Below are 16,236 nucleotides of genomic sequence, written 5' to 3'. Positions count from 1 at the left end.
TCCTTGGTACGTAACGGAGTTCTGGTCATCGGTGTCTCGGGTCGGTCGACGAGGCGGCCGCGGTGACAGCGGGGTCGGATGGGCACCGCGGCCGCCACCCGTACGGCAAGGCGTACGGGAGTCATCGGGGTGGGGCTCAGCCCTTCGTGCCGCCGGCGGTCAGACCCGTCACCAGGTTCTTCTGCACCAGGTAGAAGAACGCGGAGACGGGGATGGCGACCAGGACCGCCGTGGCGAACATGAGGTTCTGCTGGGCGTCGTGCTCACTGACGAAGCTCTGCAGGCCGACCGCGAAGGTGTACTTCGTGTCCGACAGCATGAACGTCGAGGCGAAGGCGACCTCCCCGAACGCGGTGATGAAGCTGTAGAACGCGGCGACCGCCAGCCCGGGCTTGGCGAGCGGCAGGATCAGCCGCGCGAACGTGCCGAAGGGGGTCAGCCCGTCGACGCGTCCGGCCTCGTCGATCTCGAACGGGATCGTGTCGAAGTAACCCTTCAGCAGCCACGCGCAGTACGGCACGGCCGTCGAGCAGTAGACGAGGATGAGACCAAGGTAGCTGTCGATGAGCTGGAGTTCCGACAGGATCTCGTACATCGGCACCATCAGTACGGCGACCGGGAACATCTGGGTCACCAGGAGTACCCACATGAACTTGCGGTAACCCGGGAAACGCATGCGGGAGACCGCGTAGCCGGTGGTCGCGGAGATCAGCACACCGATGAGGGTGGTGCCGAGCGACACGACGAGGGTGCTGACGAGCCAGTCGAAGAACGCCGTCTTCTGCAGCACGAACGCGTAGTTGTCGAACGTCATCTTGCCGGGGATGCGCCCGGGGTGCAGATAGTCGTCCTTGTCCGGGCCGAGGGAGAGGAAGACCAGCCAGGCGATCGGGAAGAGCGCGACCAGGCTCGCCACGATGAGGACGGCGTGCGAGGTGAGGGAGCCGGCGAGGCTGCGCTCACCGCGCCCGCGCGGTGAGCGCGGGGTGGCGGCCGGCACGGGCGGGGGGCCCGCGGGAGCCGTGGTCTTGACGGTCGTGGTGCTCATGGGGGCTCCTGCCTCAGATCGCGAGCTGCTGCTCATCGCGGTTCAGCCAGCGGCGGTAGACGGAGGTGAAGACGATCAGGATGGCCAGCAGCAGGATGCCGTAGGCCGCCGACTGCGCGAAGTCACGCGGCTGCTGACCGAAGCCGAGGTAGTACGCCCAGGTCACGAGGATCTGCGCCTCGGGCGCGGTGTCGCCGAACAGCAGGAAGATGACGGCGAACTGGTTGAAGGTCCAGATCACACCGAGCAGGACCACGGTGGAGCTGACGGACCGCAGACCCGGCAGGGTGACGTACCGGAACCGCTGCCAGGCGCTCGCGCCGTCCATCTCGGCCGCCTCGTACAGGGAGGCGTCGATGGACTGGAGGCCGCCGAGCAGCGAGACCATCATGAACGGCACACCGCACCAGGTGTTCACCATGATCGCGGCGAACCGCTGCCAGAAGGTGTCCTCCAGCCACAGCGGGGCCGGCAGGTGCAGTGCTTCGAGGCCGGCGTTGATGATGCCGCCGTCGGCGAGCATGAACCGCCAGCCGAACACGGTGACGAAGGTGGGCACCGCCCAGGGCAGGACCAGGATCAGCCGGTAGAAGGTGCGGCCGCGCAGCTTCTGGTTGAGCAGCAGCGCGAGGCCGAGGCCGATGACGTAGTGCAGGGTGACGCAGAGCGCCGTCCAGACGATCGTCCAGATGAAGTGCGACCAGAAGCGGTCGTAGGCGGTCGGGCCCCACAGGATGTCGGCGTAGTTGTCGAAGCCGATGAACTCGTAGGTCGCCTCGATGTGGTTGACGCCGATCGTGCGCGCCGAGTTGAGGCTGTTGGCGTTGGTGAGCGTGAGGTAGAAGCCGCGGACCAGCGGGTACACCACGAGGACACCGAGCACGACGACCACCGGGGCGATCATCGCGTAGGCGTACCAGTGGCGCTGGTAGGAGTGCTTCAGCCGGGACAGCGGACCCGGGCGCCCGCCCGGCTCACCGCGGCGCTTGCCGGTCGCTCGGTCGATGGCGACTGTCATCGTTCGACACCTTCTGGAAGATCACTGGAAGATCGGGCTGGCTGGTACGCGGGCCGGTTCCGGCTGGTGGGCGGGCCGGGTGACCGCCGCGTCCGTCCCCCGACAGGCCGGTCGGACGCGGCGGCCACTCGGAATCACTTGCTGTAGTCCGGGACCAGCTTGGCGATCGAGGTCTCCGCGCTGCTCAGACCCTTGTCCAGGGACTTCTTGCCACCGGCGATGGCGAGCAGCTCGGTCTCGAGCGGGCCCCACAGCGAGCTGTACTCGGGCAGCTCGGGACGCGGCTGGGCGGCGGCGAGGACCGTCTGGTAGCCGGCGATGCCCGGGTCGGCCTTGACCTCGCTGGTGTAGGCGTCGTCACGCGTGGGCAGCGTGGAGTTCTTCAGGGCGATGGTTTCCTGGGACTTCGCCGAGGTCATGAACTTCACGAACTTCAGCGATGCCTCCTGGTGCGCCTTGTCGGAGCCGGCGTAGACCGAGAGGTTGTGGCCGCCGGTCGGGGCGCCCGCCTTGCCGGTGGAGCCGGCCGGGACGGTGGCGATGCCGAGGTTGGCCTTGTCCTTGAACGCGGCGCCCTTGTAGAAGTTCGTGATCTCCCAGGGGCCCTGGATGATCGAGGCGACCTTGCCGTTGACGAAGGCGTCCTGGATGTGGGCGTAGGCGTCGGCGGTGGTGTCCGCCTTGTGCAGGCCCTTGCCGTCGAACAGGCTCAGCCAGGTCTCGTAGCCCTTCACGGCCGCGGGGGACTTGACCGTGATCTTCTTGGCGGCGACGTCGACGGTGTCGGCGCCCTCGCCGTAGAGGAAGGACTGGGCGTAGTACGCCTGGGTGGAGCCCCAGTAGCCGTCGACGCCGGTCTTGCTCTTGATGGTGGCGGCGGCCTTCTTCAGGTCGGCCCAGCTCTTGGGGGCCTCCTTGATGCCGGCCTTCTCGTAGAGCTCCTTGTTGTAGACCAGCGCGAGGGTGTCGGTGACGAACGGCACACCGTAGGTCTTGCCGTCGTACTGGGCCTGCTTGATCAGGTTGGGCTGGAACTTGTCCTGGTCCGCGAGGGCCTCGGTGCCGTCCAGCGGCAGGAAGAAGCCCTTCTTGGCGAAGGCGGGCGTCCAGCCGACCTCGGAGCGCAGGATGTCCGGGGCACCCTTGGAGCCGGCGGCGGTGTCGAACTTGTTCTGCGCCTGGTCGAAGGGCACGTTGACGTACTTGACCTTGATGTCCTTGTTGGCGGCCTCGAACTCCTTGACCAAGGCCTTGTACGTCGGTGCCTCATTGGTGGCGTTGGACGTGTCCCACCAGGTGATGGTGACCGGACCGCCGGCCGAGTCGCCGCTGTCACTTCCGCCGCAGGCCGTCGCCGCGAGGGCGAGGGACGCCACCAGCGCGGTGGCCGCTATGCCACGCCGCATGAGGATCTCCTTGAGGGTTGAGCCCGTGTGCTGGGAGAGGGCCCCGTCCGACCTCTCTCCGAGTGCCGGCGCGTCGTCGCCGCCGCCGGGCGTGGCCGAACGTAACAGCGATGTAAGCCGGACGAAAGACCTTGCTGCAAAAAAATGCAAGAAGCGGTGATGGTTACTCCGCCGTGACCTGCGCTCAACTGCCCCGCAACCCGGTATCGGGGCCGATCAAGGCGTGTTGCGGCATCCGTGAAAGACTCTGCAAGCTCTTGCCACAGCAGGGCGGGGACGGGAATCATCAGCCCGTCAGCTCTTGCGAAAGCCATCTCTTCACGCAGGGGCGCCCCCACGGACACCGACCAGAATCACGAGGGACCGCGATGACGCAGCAGCCCGCAGTGGGCCGCACCCCCACCCGCACCCGACGCCGGGCCGGTGGGCAAGCGGATGCCCGGCCGGTACAGTCCGGTGCTGTGACCACACGGCTTGCCGACATCGCAACCCAGGCGGGGGTCAGCGAGGCGACTGTCAGCCGCGTCCTGAACGGGAAGCCGGGCGTCGCCGCGACCACTCGCCAGTCCGTCCTGGCCGCCCTCGACGTACTGGGCTACGAACGGCCGGTACGGCTGCGGCAGCGCAGCGCGGGTCTGGTGGGCCTCATAACCCCGGAGCTGGAGAACCCCATATTCCCGGCGCTGGCCCAGGTCATCGGGCAGGCGCTGACGCGGCAGGGCTACACCCCGGTCCTCGCCACCCAGACCCCCGGCGGGTCCACCGAGGACGAGCTGACCGAGATGCTCGTCGACCGCGGGGTCGCCGGCATCATCTTCGTCTCCGGGCTGCACGCGGACACCTCCGCGGACATGCAGCGCTATGAGCAACTGCGGGCGCAGGGTGTGCCGTTCGTGCTCGTCGACGGCTTCTCCCCCAAGGTGCAGGCGCCCTTCATCTCGCCGGACGACCGCGCGGCGATGAGCCTCGCGGTGACGCATCTGGCGTCGCTGGGCCATACCCGTATCGGTCTGGCCCTGGGTCCCAAGCGGTTCGTGCCCGTGCAGCGCAAGATCGAGGGGTTCGTCCGCACGATGCAGGATGTGCTGGGGCTGGACGCCGCGGCCATCGAGACGGAGCTGGTCCAGCACTCCCTGTACACCCTGGAGGGCGGGCAGGCGGCGGCGACGGCGCTCATGGACCGGGACTGCACGGCGGTGGTGTGCGCGAGCGACATGATGGCGCTGGGCGCGATCCGGGCGGCCCGGCAGCGGGGTCTGGAGGTCCCCCGGGACGTCTCGGTGGTCGGCTTCGACGACTCCCCGCTGATCGCCTTCACCGACCCGCCGCTGACCACGATCCGCAAGCCGGTCCCCGCCATGGGTCAGGCGGCGGTGCGCACGCTGCTGGAGGAGATCGGCGGGACTCCGGCGCCGCACAGCGAGTTCGTGTTCATGCCGGAACTGGTGGTGCGGGGATCGACCGCTTCGGCGCCCGGGGACCGTGGTCGCCCGTAGTCGTCCTTGAGGGGGAGGGAACGGGGGTGGGACCGATACGTGCGGAGGAGCGGGCCCCTGGCGGTACCCCCACGAACGTGCGGAGAGAACCCGACCAGAGGATGATCGGTGGGGAACGGCTTATCTGGCAAACTCTGTGCCCATGGGTGAAACGACCGTGACGACACTGGAGGAAGGCCGGGAGCAGGCCGCTCCGCGGTCCGTCACGGGCGCGCCGGAGCAGAGGCTTCTGCACCGGCTGAGGGCTCCTCGTCGCCCGCGTCTGTGGTTCGAGATCCTGCTGATCGCGGTGAGTTACTGGACGTACTCGCTGATCCGCAACGCGGTCCCGGAGCAGAAGGACCAGGCCCTCGCGAACGCCGACTGGATCTGGAAGGCGGAGCACCACCTCGGGATCGCCGTAGAGCAGTCGATCAACCACGCAGTGAACTCGGTCACATGGCTGATCGTCGGCATGAACTACTACTACGCGACGCTGCACTTCGTCGTCACGCTCGGTGTCCTCGTGTGGCTCTACCGTAGTCACCCGGGCCGTTACGCGGCGACGCGTCTGGTGCTGTTCGCGACGACGGCGGTGGCCCTGGTCGGCTACTACTTCTACCCCCTGGCCCCGCCGCGCCTGATGACCGGCGAGAGCTTCGTCGACACGGTCCTGGTGCACCACACCTGGGGCTCCATGGCCTCCGGCGACCTGAAGAACATGTCCAACCAGTACGCGGCCATGCCCTCCATGCACATCGGCTGGTCCGTGTGGTGCGGACTGACGATCTTCGCGCTGGCCTCGGTGCCGTGGGTGCGTGTGCTGGGCCTGCTCTACCCCGCGCTGACGCTCGTCGTCATCGTCGCCACCGCCAACCACTTCTGGCTGGACGCGGTCGGCGGCCTGCTCTGCCTCGCCTTCGGCTACGCGGTGGCGCGGCTGTGGTACGGCGCGATGCCGTACGCGCTGCCGCGCCGGGTGAGCGCGGGCGACGGGGGCCCCGTGATGGCACCGGTGAAGGTGTAGGACGGGTTCAGCCCAGCTGGAGGCGGTCGGCCAGACCCGCCTCGGTGAACGCGGCGACCAGTTCGTCGCGGCCTTCGGTGAAGTGGCCCCAGCTGTCGCAGTGGACCGGTACGACGCGGCGGGCGCCGAGTATCCGCGCGGCCTCGGCGGCCTGGGCGCCGTCGTGGACGAGCAGGGCGTTGTCGAAGATGCCGATGCGGGGCGCGCCCGCGAACATCACCACGGTGTCGACGGGCCCGAACCGCTCCGCTGTCTCCTTGACCACGGTCAGTGAGGCGTTGTCCCCGGTGACATGGACGGCGGGCAGGTCGGGGGCGGTCAGCACGAACCCGATGACCTGGCCCGAGACGGCCTCGACCGCCTGCGTGCCGAGCGCTTCCGGCCCGTGCAGCGCGGGGGTGGCCGTGACGGTGACCGTGCCGCCGTCGGGGCGGCGCAGCTCCGTGGACTCCCAGGGCGCGAGGCCCCGCGCGGTCCCGCCGAGCCGCCTCTCGCCGCCGGTGGTGGTGAGGGTGAGCGGTACGTCGGCGAGGAGGGCCCGCCCGGAGCGGTCGAGGTTGTCGGGGTGCTCGTCGTGGGAGAGCAGGACCGCGTCGACCGGCCCCAGGTCGGCGGGGGTGACCGCGGACGGCGCCGTCTTGGTCAGCCGGCCGCCGGGGATGGGGTAGTCGCCGGGGGCGTCGAAGGTGGGGTCGGTGAGGAGGCGGAGGCCGCCGTACTCGATGAGGGCGGTGGGGCCGCCGAGGACGCGGATGTCGGTCATGAGAAGAGCCCCCTGATTGACGGCATACGAAACACCCGCGAACTTCTCACGGATGGCGTTCGGTGTATCCGTGAGGGACGGTAGCCCTCTCTCACGGATGGGAGCAACCCGTACCATGAGACTCATGAACGAGGCCGTGACCGTCGAGCCCGCGCCGGGCGCCGAGCAGTACCCCGCGCTCGACTTCGCCAACAGCGCGCTCGCCCTGCCCGGCGGGCATTTCCTGGACCTCATCGGGACGCCCGCGACGGCCAACCACTGGCTCACCGAGCACGGCCTCGCGCCCGTGGACGCCGGGATGCGGGAGATGTGCGCGGCGCAGCTGCGGTCACTGCGGGAGCAGATCCGGGCGTTGCTCGCGTCGCGGGTGGACGGGCAGCCGGCGCCGGCGAGCGCGCTCGCCGCGATCAACGACGCGATGACGCGGGCGCCCGCGGCGGCGTTGCTGCACTGGGAGCCGGGGCGGGGGCTGTACCGGGCGGCCGCCCATCCGACCACCCAGCTCGTCGATCACGCGCTCGCGGTCCTGGCGACGAACGCGGCGGATCTGTTGACCGGGGACGACGCGGAACGGCTCACGGCGTGCGGGTCCACTCCCTGCAACCGGTATCTGCTGCGGCACGGGCGCCGGCAATGGTGCTCGACGCGGTGCGGGGACCGGGTACGGGCGGCCCGCGCGTACGCGCGGCGGCGGGGGCCGGGTGCCTCATAGCTCGGGGGCGCGCCTGTTGTCGGCGGGTGCGGGTGCGTTGTTCGCGCAGTGCCCCGCACCCCTGAAGGCTCGGGCCCGCGGCCCTGCCTTCAGCGGGTGGCGCCGGTGAGAAGCACGGGGCGCGGCCCCGGACGCTTTTCAGGGGCGCGGGGCACTGCGCGAACAACCCCCACGCGCCCGCGGTCGCCAAAGAACGCGCGCCCCCGAGCCACAAAGCGCCCGGCCCCTACCCTCACGTGCCGTAGAACAAGTCCTCCACCACCGCCCGCGCCCGCCGCGTGGTCCTCCGGTAGTCGTCGAGCATGTCCCCCACATGACCGGGCCCGTACCCCAGGTAACGGCCGACCGCGGCCACCTCCCGGCTGTCGGAGGGGAACGTGTCGCCTGCCCTCCCCCGCACCAGCATGACCGCGTTGCGCACACGCGTCGCCAGCACCCACGCCTCGTCGAGGGTCGCCGCCTCCTCGTCCGTGACGAGGCCCGCCTCCCGTGCGGCGCCCAGCGCGGCCCGCGTACGGGTCGTGCGCAGGCCCGGCTCGCGCCGGCCGTGGCGGAGCTGGAGGAGCTGGACGGTCCACTCGACGTCGGAGAGACCGCCGCGGCCGAGCTTGGTGTGGAGGGTCGGGTCGGCGCCGCGCGGCAGCCGCTCCGACTCCATACGGGCCTTGAGCCGGCGGATCTCGCGGACCGCGTCCTCCCCGAGGCCGTCCGCCGGGTAGCGGAGCGGGTCGACGAGTTCGACGAAGCGGCGGCCGAGGTCCGCGTCCCCGGCGACCGGCTCGGCCCGCAGCAGGGCATGGGACTCCCAGACCAGGGACCACCGGCGGTAGTACGCCTCGTAGGACTTCAGGGTCCGTACGAGGGGCCCCGACTTGCCCTCGGGGCGCAGGTCGGCGTCGATGAGGAGCGGCGGGTCGGCGCTGGGCAGCTGGAGCAGGCGGCGCATCTCGGCCACGACCGTGTTCGCGGCGCGGGCCGCCTCCTGCTCGTCGGCGCCCTCCCGCGGCTCGTGGACGAACAGGACGTCCGCGTCGGAGCCGTAGCCCAGTTCGTGGCCCCCGAAGCGGCCCATGCCGATGACGGCGAACCGGGTGGGCAGGGTGTCGCCCCAGCCCTCGCGGACGACCGCGCGGAGGGTGCCCGCGAGGGTCGCCGCGGTGAGGTCGGAGATCGCGCCGCCGACCAGGTCGACCAGCGCGCCCTGGTCGGCGGTGGCCGGGGACGCCTCGGTGCCGTAGGAGCCGACGATGTCGGCGGCGGCCGTACGGAACAGCTCGCGGCGCCGTACGCCGCGCGCGGCCGTGACGCCCTGGGCGGCGCCGTCGGCGCGGCGGACCGCGGCGAGGATCTCCTGTTCGAGGTGGGCGCGTGAGCGGGGTTCCAGGCCGCCGGAGCGGCCGTCCCCGTCGCCGAGGAGGGCGACGGCCTCGGGGGCGCGCATGAGGAGGTCGGGGGCGAGGCGGCCGGCGGACAGGACCCGTGCGAGGTTCTCGGCGGCGGCGCCCTCGTCGCGCAACAGCCGCAGGTACCAGGGCGTCTTGCCGAGGGCGTCGGAGACCTTGCGGAAGTTGAGGAGTCCGGCGTCCGGGTCGGCCGAGTCGGCGAACCAGCCCAACAGGACGGGCAGGAGCGTGCGTTGGATGGCGGCCTTGCGGGTGACGCCGGAGGCCAGGGCCTCCAGGTGGCGCAGGGCGGAGGCAGGGTCGGCGTAGCCGAGGGCGACGAGGCGTTCGCGGGCGGCGTCGGCGCTCAGCCGCGCCTCGCCGGGGGCGAGTTGGGCGACGGCGTCGAGGAGCGGGCGGTAGAAGAGCTTCTCGTGCAGGCGTCGTACGACGGAGGCGTGGCGCCGCCACTCACGGTGCAGCTCGGCGACCGGCTCGGTGCGCAGGCCCAGGGAGCGGCCGATGCGCCGCAGGTCGCCCTCGTCCTCGGGGACCAGGTGGGTGCGGCGCAGCCGGTAGAGCTGGATGCGGTGCTCCATGGAGCGCAGGAAGCGGTAGGCGGCGTCGAGTTGGGCGGCGTCGGTGCGGCCCACGTAGCCGCCGGCGGCCAGGGCGCCCAGCGCGTCGAGGGTCGTGCCGCTGCGCAGGGAGGTGTCGGCGCGCCCGTGGACCAGCTGGAGCAGCTGCACGGCGAACTCGACGTCCCGCAGGCCGCCCGGCCCGAGCTTCAGCTGGCGGTCGACCTCGGCGGCCGGGATGTTCTCGACGACCCGGCGGCGCATGCGCTGCACGTCGGCGACGAAGTTCTCCCGCTCGGCGGCCTTCCACACGAGGGGTTCGAGCGCGGCGACGTACTGCTCCCCCAGCTCGATGTCCCCGGCCACCGGGCGGGCCTTCAGCAGGGCCTGGAACTCCCAGGTCTTCGCCCACCGCTGGTAGTACGCGAGATGGCTGCTGAGCGTCCGTACGAGCGGGCCGTTGCGGCCCTCGGGCCGTAGGTTGGCGTCGACGGGCCAGATGCTGCCCTCGACGGTCGTCTCGGAGCAGATCCGCATCATGTGAGAGGCAAGCCGGGTGGCGGCGCGGACGGCCGCCTGCTCGTCGGCGCCGTCCGCGGCCTCCCCGACGAAGATGACGTCGACGTCGGAGACGTAGTTGAGTTCGTGACCCCCGCACTTGCCCATCGCGATCACCGCGAGCCGGCACAGCGCCGCGTCGTCGGGGGCCGCGGCCCGCGCTATGGCGAGGGCCGCGCGGAGGGTGGCGGTGGCGAGGTCGGCGAGTTCGGCGGCGGCCTGGGCGACGTCCGTGGTGCCGCACACGTCGCGGGCGGCGATGGACAGCAGGCAGCGGCGGTAGGCGACCCGGAGGGAGACGGGGTCGGTGGCCTCGGCGAGGCCGCGCTCGAACTCCGCCACCCCCGGATGCAGGTCCTGCGGCTCGTACGTGACGAGCGCCTGCCAGTCGTGCGGGTGCCGCGCGAGGTGCTCGCCCAGCGCGGCGGACGCGCCGAGCACCCCCAGCAGCCGGTCCCGCAGGGGCTTCGCGGCTGTCAGCGTGTCCAGCACCTTGCGGCGGTCCGTGTGGTCGGGCTGCGCCTCCAGCAGCCGTACGAGTCCCGCCAGCGCGAGATCCGGATCGGCGGTCGCCCCCAGGGCGTCCAGCAGCACCGGATCACTGCGTACGGCGGCCAGCTCCGCGCTCTCCAGCAGCCGCTCGGCCGCCGAGGGGTCCGTGAAACCGTGCCGCAGCAGTCGCGTGAACGTGCTGCTCCTGCGCCCCGGCGCCGTCATCCCCGGCCTCCCGTGTCCGATCGAACCCGATCAAGGTCGTACGGGCTGAGCCTAACCGGAGTGGGTGGGGGAAGCGTCGGCCGGACGGGCCCGGCGTCGGGCCGGGCCGGCCGGGCTGGGGACGGGCGCGGCAGCGCGCACTGGACGGTCCCTGCCGCGACCGCATCACACGGCGCCACGCACGAAGCGAGGCGCACGGGACAGCGCGGGGGGCGCGGCACTTGCACGCGACACCCGGCACCCCACGCACGGCCACGGCACCGGCACCCGGCACCCGCACCCGGCCGCGCGCATGGAAGAGCCGCGGCGCGACCGCACCGCGGCATGTGACTCCTTCCGCGTCACCGTCTACACGGTTCGACGCGTCACTTGTTCCAACCACCCGGAGCGTGGCCCGACGGGTTCCGGAACTCGGACTCCTGCTCGTGCGCCGCACCCTTGCACTCGGGCTGCTGCCCGCCGGGCAGCTTGCCGGCGTTGTTGGTGCACGAGATGGGCTCTTCCTGGATCTTGGCGTTGGCGACACTCGCGCCGCCAAGACTCAACGCGCACGCGACCCCAGCGGCCCCCACGGCCGCCGCGAACCGCCTACCCACCAGTCTCTTCGACATTCCGCCAGCCTCCTGTACCACTCGGCTGCGCGGCAGAGCGTTCCCGGACTGTCGCGTTCTTCATCCCGACGCTTCTCTTCACGACGACATATGTCAAGGAAGTCCACTACCCGGACAGAAGTTACCCACGAGAATCCTGTTGAAAAAGAAACGGGCAGCCGCAGACCCGCCGCAGCCATCTACGGCGGATCCGCGTAAGGTCCTCCGAACTGCGCCCTACAGCACCGGAAGGTTCTTCCGCAGCTCGAAGGCCGTGACCTCGCTGCGGTACTCCTCCCACTCCTGCTTCTTGTTGCGGAGGAAGAAGTCGAAGACGTGTTCGCCGAGGGTTTCGGCGACGAGGTCGCTGCGCTCCATGAGGGTCAGGGCCTCGCCGAGGTTCTGGGGGAGCGGCTCGATGCCCATCGCGCGGCGTTCCGCGTCGGAGAGGGCCCAGACGTCGTCCTCGGCGCCCGGCGGGAGCTCGTAGCCCTCCTCGATGCCCTTGAGGCCGGCGGCCAGCAGGAGCGCGTACGCCAGGTACGGGTTCGCGCCCGAGTCCAGGGAGCGGACCTCGACGCGTGCCGAGCCCGTCTTGCCGGGCTTGTACATGGGGACGCGGACCAGGGCCGAGCGGTTGTTGTGGCCCCAGCAGATGTACGAGGGGGCCTCGCCGCCGGCGCCCGCGGTGCGCTCGGTGCCGCCCCAGATCCGCTTGTAGGAGTTCACCCACTGGTTCGTCACCGCGGAGATCTCGGCCGCGTGCTTGAGCAGGCCCGCGATGAAGGAGCGGCCCACCTTCGACAGCTGGTACTCCGCGCCGGACTCGTAGAAGGCGTTCCGGTCGCCCTCGAAGAGGGACAGGTGCGTGTGCATGCCCGAGCCCGGGTGCTCGGAGAACGGCTTCGGCATGAAGGTCGCCTGCACACCCTGCTCCAGCGCCACCTGCTTCATGACCAGGCGGAACGTCATGATGTTGTCCGCCGTGGAGAGCGCGTCGGCGTAGCGCAGGTCGATCTCCTGCTGGCCGGGCGCGCCCTCGTGGTGGGAGAACTCGACCGAGATGCCCATCGACTCCAGCATGGTGATCGCCTGGCGGCGGAAGTCCATGCCGACGTTCTGCGGGGTGTGGTCGAAGTAGCCCGAGTTGTCGGCCGGGGTCGGGCGGGAGCCGTCGAGCGGCTTGTCCTTCAGCAGGAAGAACTCGATCTCGGGGTGGGTGTAGAAGGTGAAGCCCAGGTCGGACGCCTTGGCCAGGGCACGCTTGAGCACATAGCGCGGGTCGGCGAAGGACGGGGAGCCGTCCGGCATGAGGATGTCGCAGAACATCCGGGCCGTCCCCGGGGCCTCCGCGCGCCACGGCAGGACCTGGAACGTCGACGGGTCCGGCTTGGCGATCATGTCGGACTCGTACACCCGGGCGAATCCCTCGATGGCGGAGCCGTCGAAGCCGATGCCCTCGTCAAACGCCTGTTCCAGCTCGGCGGGGGCCACGGCCACGGACTTCAGGAAGCCCAGCACGTCCGTGAACCACAGGCGTACGAAACGGATGTCGCGCTCCTCCAAGGTACGGAGCACGAACTCCTGCTGCTTGTCCATCTTCCGCTTCCACCCATTCCTTGCTGGTCAGGCCGTCTTGCTCCCGAGCGACGGGATGCGGTCGGGCGTCTGAGCATCCCACCACAACACCATTTCACGCGTGTTGCGCACCTTGATCGGCAAACCGACCACGGGCCGAACGCCAGGCGTACGGCAGATGTACCGCCCGCTGCGCCGTTCAACCGTTCTGCCGCCCATCTTGCCTGCTCGCGCGCCCGTGCGTAACGCCCACGGCGTCCGGTATACGGCCGCGGCCGTACCCGTCCGCTACGTCCTGGGCACAACCGCGCGCCCCGCCCACCCCGCGCGCGACCATGGGAGGCGGGATCCCTCGTTTACGAGAGGGAGCCCATCAAATTACGATCAGCTGGTCCTACTGTCCCATCCGCCTCATCCCCCACTAAGGACTCAACCCATGGCCGCCAAGAACACCAGCAGCGCGGCGCGCAAGGCGCGCATCGAGGAGATGCGCCGTGCCGAGCGCTCCCGTGAGCGCCGGAACCGGATCCTCGTGATCGGCGCCAGCGTGGTGATAGTCGCCGGCCTCGTCGTCGGCGGCACGGTCCTGATCCGCTCGCAGTCCGACGACGGCGGCAGCAGCAGCACCGCGAGCGACTCCAAGGGCGACGGCAAGTTCACGACGGACGCGGACGGCGTCAAGACGTGGAGCAAGAAGCTCACCCAGAACCACGTCACCAAGTCGGTGACCTACCCGATGACGCCCCCGGTCGGCGGCGACCACAACCCGGTCTGGCAGAACTGCAACGGCGACGTCTACGACAAGGCGATCAAGAACGAGAACGCCGTGCACTCCCTGGAGCACGGCGCCGTCTGGGTGACGTACAACGACAAGGCCGCCGAGGCGGACGTCAAGGCGCTCGCGGCGAAGGTCAAGAAGACCCCGTACACGCTGATGAGCCCGGTCGAGGACCAGAAGGACCCGATCATGCTCAGCGCCTGGGGCCACCAGCGCACGGTGACCAGCGCGACCGATCCGAACGTGGACAAGTTCTTCCAGAAGTTCGTCCAGGGCCAGCAGACGCCCGAGCCGGGTGCCGCCTGCACCAACGGCATTTCCTGACGACGGCCGAACGCGACCTGGCACAGTGGGACAGATGAAGCACATCGGTTGGATCGCCTCCGGGGCCGCGGCGGTACTCGTCGCGGCCGGGGCGATCACGTACGCGGTCGCCGACGGCGACGACTCCGGCCTGAAGGCCCCGGCCGCCGACTCCGCGGACGCGGGGTTCGCCCGGGACATGGCGGTCCACCACCAGCAGGCCGTCGAGATGTCGTACATCGTCCGTGACCGCACGGACGACGAGGAGATCAGGCGGCTCGCGTACGACATCGCGCAGACGCAGGCCAACCAGCGCGGGATGATGATCGGCTGGCTCGACCTGTGGGGGCTGCCGAAGGTGTCGTCGCAGAAGCCGATGGCGTGGATGGGCATGGGCGGCATGGCCTCCGGTGAGGACGGCTCGCTGATGCCCGGCATGGCGACCGACGCCGAGATGGCGAAGCTCGGCAAGCTCAACGGCAAGCAGGCCGAGATCTTCTTCCTCCAGCTGATGACCGACCACCACAAGGGCGGCATCCACATGGCGGAGGGCTGCGTCGCCAAGTGCACGGTCGGCGTGGAGAAGAAGCTCGCCCAGGGCATGGTCAACGCCCAGGAGTCCGAGATCTCGCTGATGACGGACCTGCTGAAGGCACGGGGAGCCGCACCCCGCCCGTAGGGCGACACCAGACCGCGTCCCCACCGGCCCGCCCGACACGACGTCGAGCGGGCCGACGGCTGTGACACGACGGGCCCGGTCCACCGCCGCCCAACCGTCCGGCCCGATCCACCGCCGCCCAATCGTCCGGCCAGAGGTCCACCGCCGCCGGACCATCCGGCCCTGTCCGACGCCGCCGGCCCGTCCGGCCACCTCGAGGTTCACCGTCACCGGCCTGGACACGGCACCCCACCGGGCCACCCATGACGACCAACTGCCCCCGCCGGGGGCCGTGTTCCGCACTGCCGGGCCGTTCTCCTCGTACTACGGCTCGAGCATCGCGAGCACGCTGCCGGACGCGTACGGCGGAAGGTGCCGTACGCGGTGAAGGGCTACACCGGCCGGCATCGCGGGCCGCGTACGGCGCGGGCCCCTACACCGGCAAGCGGAACTCCCGCACGCGGGGCGCCCCCCGTGCGCCCTTTGCCCTCGCTCCGACGCGCCGCGCCGCTCCCGGGCCTGGCATGATCACGGCGTGAACGCCGAATCAGCCCGGTCCGGGCCGCCGCGCAGAGCCGTCCTCCTCGATGTGGACGGCACGTTGATCGACGCCCTGGACAACCAGCGCCGGATCTGGGCGACTTGGGCGGAGAGGTACGGGCTGGACGCCGCCGCGGTCCACGAGGTCGCCCTGCGGACGCGGCCGTCGGAGACGTTCGCGGAGGTCGCCCCGCACGAGGACCCGGCGCAATGCCTTGCCGTCCTGCACGAGTTGGAGGACGAGGACGTCCGCTCGGGCGTCTACGGCTGCTTCGAGGGCGCGGCGGAGCTGCTGGGAGCGCTGCCGCCGGACCGGTGGGCGCTGGTCACCTCGAACTACGAGCACCGGGTGCGCGGGCGGTTCGCGCGTACGGGCCTGCCCGTGCCGTCGGTTCTCGTGGACGCCGCCGCGGTGCGGGAGGGCAAGCCGTCCCCGGTCCCTTATCTGCTGGCCGCCGAGCGCCTCGGTGTCCGTCCCGAGGACTGCCTCGTCGTCGAGGACGCCCCCTCGGGGGTCGAGGCCGGCCTGCGGGCCGGCATGACGGTGTGGACGGTCAACACCCCGGCCCCGGCGGCCACCGCCCACCGGCATTTCCCGACGCTCCGTGCGGCGGGGCCGGCGATCCTGGGGTTCGCCCGCGGGGAGGGGCGGCGGGCGGCGGACGACCGGGCAGCGGGGTGACGCAGGGCGACGTCGGCGGGCCCTCTGTCACCATCTTCCCGTCGCGCATGGCCCGTTGACATATGCCGGTGACAGGAGAAACGTGGGGGGAAGAACGCGACAGTCCTGGAAGGCTCTGCCGCACAGCCGAACAGCACAGGAGGCTGAGCGGAATGACACGACTGACCGGTAAGCGGCTGGCGACGGCGCTCGGCGCCGGAGCGGCCGCCATCGCGCTGAGCCTGGGCAGTGCCGCGGGCGTCGCCAACGCCGATCCCCCGTTCAAGTGCCAGAACGGCGGTGGCAACACCCCCAAGGGCAACTGCAACGGCAACGGCCTCGACGTGGTGAACCCCGGCGGGAACGCCCCGGGTGGCTTCAACAAGTGATCGGGAGGAGAACCGCCGCGGTGCGCAGGCGCCGCGGTGTCTCCGTGCCGGGGGG

14 protein-coding genes and 1 pseudogene are annotated in these 16,236 nt (G+C 70.7%); 8 read left to right on the top strand and 7 right to left on the bottom strand.

Features of this window, described 5'->3' with window-relative positions:
- Positions 1-136: 136 nt before the first annotated feature.
- From ACZ4Z2_RS13225 to ACZ4Z2_RS13215, 3 genes are all read right to left on the bottom strand, one after another.
- A complete protein-coding gene (locus ACZ4Z2_RS13225) occupies positions 137-1,048 on the bottom strand; it encodes a sugar ABC transporter permease (RefSeq protein WP_468075315.1) in 912 nt (303 codons plus the stop codon).
- 13 nt (positions 1,049-1,061) lie between these two features.
- A complete protein-coding gene (locus tag ACZ4Z2_RS13220) occupies positions 1,062-2,066 on the bottom strand; it encodes a carbohydrate ABC transporter permease (protein WP_099963980.1) in 1,005 nt (334 codons plus the stop codon).
- Positions 2,067-2,200: 134 nt separating this feature from the next.
- On the bottom strand, positions 2,201-3,472 hold the full coding sequence (locus ACZ4Z2_RS13215; RefSeq protein ID WP_468075313.1) for an extracellular solute-binding protein: 1,272 nt from the start codon (positions 3,470-3,472) through the stop codon (positions 2,201-2,203).
- 461 nt (positions 3,473-3,933) lie between these two features.
- Between ACZ4Z2_RS13215 and ACZ4Z2_RS13210 the strand changes: the two genes are divergently transcribed.
- Together ACZ4Z2_RS13210 and ACZ4Z2_RS13205 are read left to right on the top strand one after the other, a co-directional pair.
- Positions 3,934-4,968 (top strand): LacI family DNA-binding transcriptional regulator, encoded by a 1,035-nt coding sequence (locus tag ACZ4Z2_RS13210; protein ID WP_468075311.1) that lies wholly within the window; start codon positions 3,934-3,936, stop codon positions 4,966-4,968.
- 142 nt (positions 4,969-5,110) lie between these two features.
- On the top strand, positions 5,111-5,974 hold the full coding sequence (locus ACZ4Z2_RS13205; RefSeq protein WP_468075309.1) for a phosphatase PAP2 family protein: 864 nt from the start codon (positions 5,111-5,113) through the stop codon (positions 5,972-5,974).
- Between the two features lie 7 nt (positions 5,975-5,981).
- On the opposite strand, the gene ACZ4Z2_RS13200 is transcribed toward ACZ4Z2_RS13205, so the two are convergent.
- Entirely contained in the window at positions 5,982-6,737 is a 756-nt protein-coding gene (locus ACZ4Z2_RS13200; protein ID WP_468075307.1) for an MBL fold metallo-hydrolase, read from the bottom strand.
- A 115-nt stretch (positions 6,738-6,852) separates the two neighbouring features.
- Between ACZ4Z2_RS13200 and ACZ4Z2_RS13195 the strand changes: the two genes are divergently transcribed.
- The gene (locus ACZ4Z2_RS13195; protein ID WP_468075306.1) at positions 6,853-7,449 is read left to right on the top strand and encodes a CGNR zinc finger domain-containing protein; all 597 of its coding nucleotides are present in this window, start codon (positions 6,853-6,855) and stop codon (positions 7,447-7,449) included.
- Positions 7,450-7,681: 232 nt separating this feature from the next.
- On the opposite strand, the gene ACZ4Z2_RS13190 is transcribed toward ACZ4Z2_RS13195, so the two are convergent.
- The 3 genes from ACZ4Z2_RS13190 to ACZ4Z2_RS13180 all read right to left on the bottom strand — a co-directional run bounded on the left by ACZ4Z2_RS13190 (position 7,682) and on the right by ACZ4Z2_RS13180 (position 12,873).
- Positions 7,682-10,684 (bottom strand): bifunctional [glutamine synthetase] adenylyltransferase/[glutamine synthetase]-adenylyl-L-tyrosine phosphorylase, encoded by a 3,003-nt coding sequence (locus ACZ4Z2_RS13190; RefSeq protein WP_468075304.1) that lies wholly within the window; start codon positions 10,682-10,684, stop codon positions 7,682-7,684.
- 365 nt (positions 10,685-11,049) lie between these two features.
- Positions 11,050-11,295 (bottom strand): hypothetical protein, encoded by a 246-nt coding sequence (locus tag ACZ4Z2_RS13185; protein WP_468075302.1) that lies wholly within the window; start codon positions 11,293-11,295, stop codon positions 11,050-11,052.
- Positions 11,296-11,511: 216 nt separating this feature from the next.
- Positions 11,512-12,873, bottom strand: a complete 1,362-nt coding sequence (locus ACZ4Z2_RS13180; RefSeq protein WP_468075300.1) for a glutamine synthetase family protein — start codon at positions 12,871-12,873, stop codon at positions 11,512-11,514.
- Between the two features lie 415 nt (positions 12,874-13,288).
- On the opposite strand from ACZ4Z2_RS13180, the gene ACZ4Z2_RS13175 reads away from it, so the two are divergent.
- The 5 genes and pseudogenes from ACZ4Z2_RS13175 (at position 13,289) to ACZ4Z2_RS13155 (ending at position 16,181) form a co-directional block, all read left to right on the top strand.
- Positions 13,289-13,954, top strand: coding sequence for a DUF3105 domain-containing protein (locus tag ACZ4Z2_RS13175; RefSeq protein ID WP_468075298.1), 666 nt, complete (start codon positions 13,289-13,291; stop codon positions 13,952-13,954).
- A 34-nt stretch (positions 13,955-13,988) separates the two neighbouring features.
- Positions 13,989-14,612 (top strand): DUF305 domain-containing protein, encoded by a 624-nt coding sequence (locus ACZ4Z2_RS13170; RefSeq protein WP_468075296.1) that lies wholly within the window; start codon positions 13,989-13,991, stop codon positions 14,610-14,612.
- Between the two features lie 199 nt (positions 14,613-14,811).
- Positions 14,812-15,037, top strand: a pseudogene (locus ACZ4Z2_RS13165) (serine protease); the annotation flags it as partial.
- 89 nt (positions 15,038-15,126) lie between these two features.
- The gene (locus ACZ4Z2_RS13160) at positions 15,127-15,813 is read left to right on the top strand and encodes an HAD-IA family hydrolase (RefSeq protein WP_468075294.1); all 687 of its coding nucleotides are present in this window, start codon (positions 15,127-15,129) and stop codon (positions 15,811-15,813) included.
- A gap of 152 nt (positions 15,814-15,965) precedes the next feature.
- Positions 15,966-16,181, top strand: a complete 216-nt coding sequence (locus tag ACZ4Z2_RS13155; protein WP_055710956.1) for a hypothetical protein — start codon at positions 15,966-15,968, stop codon at positions 16,179-16,181.
- The last annotated feature ends 55 nt before the right edge of the window (positions 16,182-16,236 follow it).

This window comes from Streptomyces sp. NPDC030183 (genome assembly GCF_055573455.1).
The sequence above is the reverse complement of the archived record's forward strand: the minus strand, read 5'-3'. Positions and strand labels throughout refer to the sequence as shown.

Bases quoted from the DNA above. Each gene is read 5' to 3' on its own strand.
- ACZ4Z2_RS13225 (WP_468075315.1), bottom strand. From the start codon at position 1,048: ATGAGCACCACGACCGTCAAGACCACGGCTCCCGCGGGCCCCCCGCCC.
- ACZ4Z2_RS13220 (WP_099963980.1), bottom strand. From the start codon at position 2,066: ATGACAGTCGCCATCGACCGAGCGACCGGCAAGCGCCGCGGTGAGCCG.
- ACZ4Z2_RS13215 (WP_468075313.1), bottom strand. From the start codon at position 3,472: ATGCGGCGTGGCATAGCGGCCACCGCGCTGGTGGCGTCCCTCGCCCTC.
- ACZ4Z2_RS13205 (WP_468075309.1), top strand. From the start codon at position 5,111: ATGGGTGAAACGACCGTGACGACACTGGAGGAAGGCCGGGAGCAGGCC.
- ACZ4Z2_RS13200 (WP_468075307.1), bottom strand. From the start codon at position 6,737: ATGACCGACATCCGCGTCCTCGGCGGCCCCACCGCCCTCATCGAGTAC.
- ACZ4Z2_RS13195 (WP_468075306.1), top strand. From the start codon at position 6,853: ATGAGACTCATGAACGAGGCCGTGACCGTCGAGCCCGCGCCGGGCGCC.
- ACZ4Z2_RS13190 (WP_468075304.1), bottom strand. From the start codon at position 10,684: ATGACGGCGCCGGGGCGCAGGAGCAGCACGTTCACGCGACTGCTGCGG.
- ACZ4Z2_RS13185 (WP_468075302.1), bottom strand. From the start codon at position 11,295: ATGTCGAAGAGACTGGTGGGTAGGCGGTTCGCGGCGGCCGTGGGGGCC.
- ACZ4Z2_RS13180 (WP_468075300.1), bottom strand. From the start codon at position 12,873: ATGGACAAGCAGCAGGAGTTCGTGCTCCGTACCTTGGAGGAGCGCGAC.
- ACZ4Z2_RS13175 (WP_468075298.1), top strand. From the start codon at position 13,289: ATGGCCGCCAAGAACACCAGCAGCGCGGCGCGCAAGGCGCGCATCGAG.
- ACZ4Z2_RS13170 (WP_468075296.1), top strand. From the start codon at position 13,989: ATGAAGCACATCGGTTGGATCGCCTCCGGGGCCGCGGCGGTACTCGTC.
- ACZ4Z2_RS13155 (WP_055710956.1), top strand. From the start codon at position 15,966: ATGACACGACTGACCGGTAAGCGGCTGGCGACGGCGCTCGGCGCCGGA.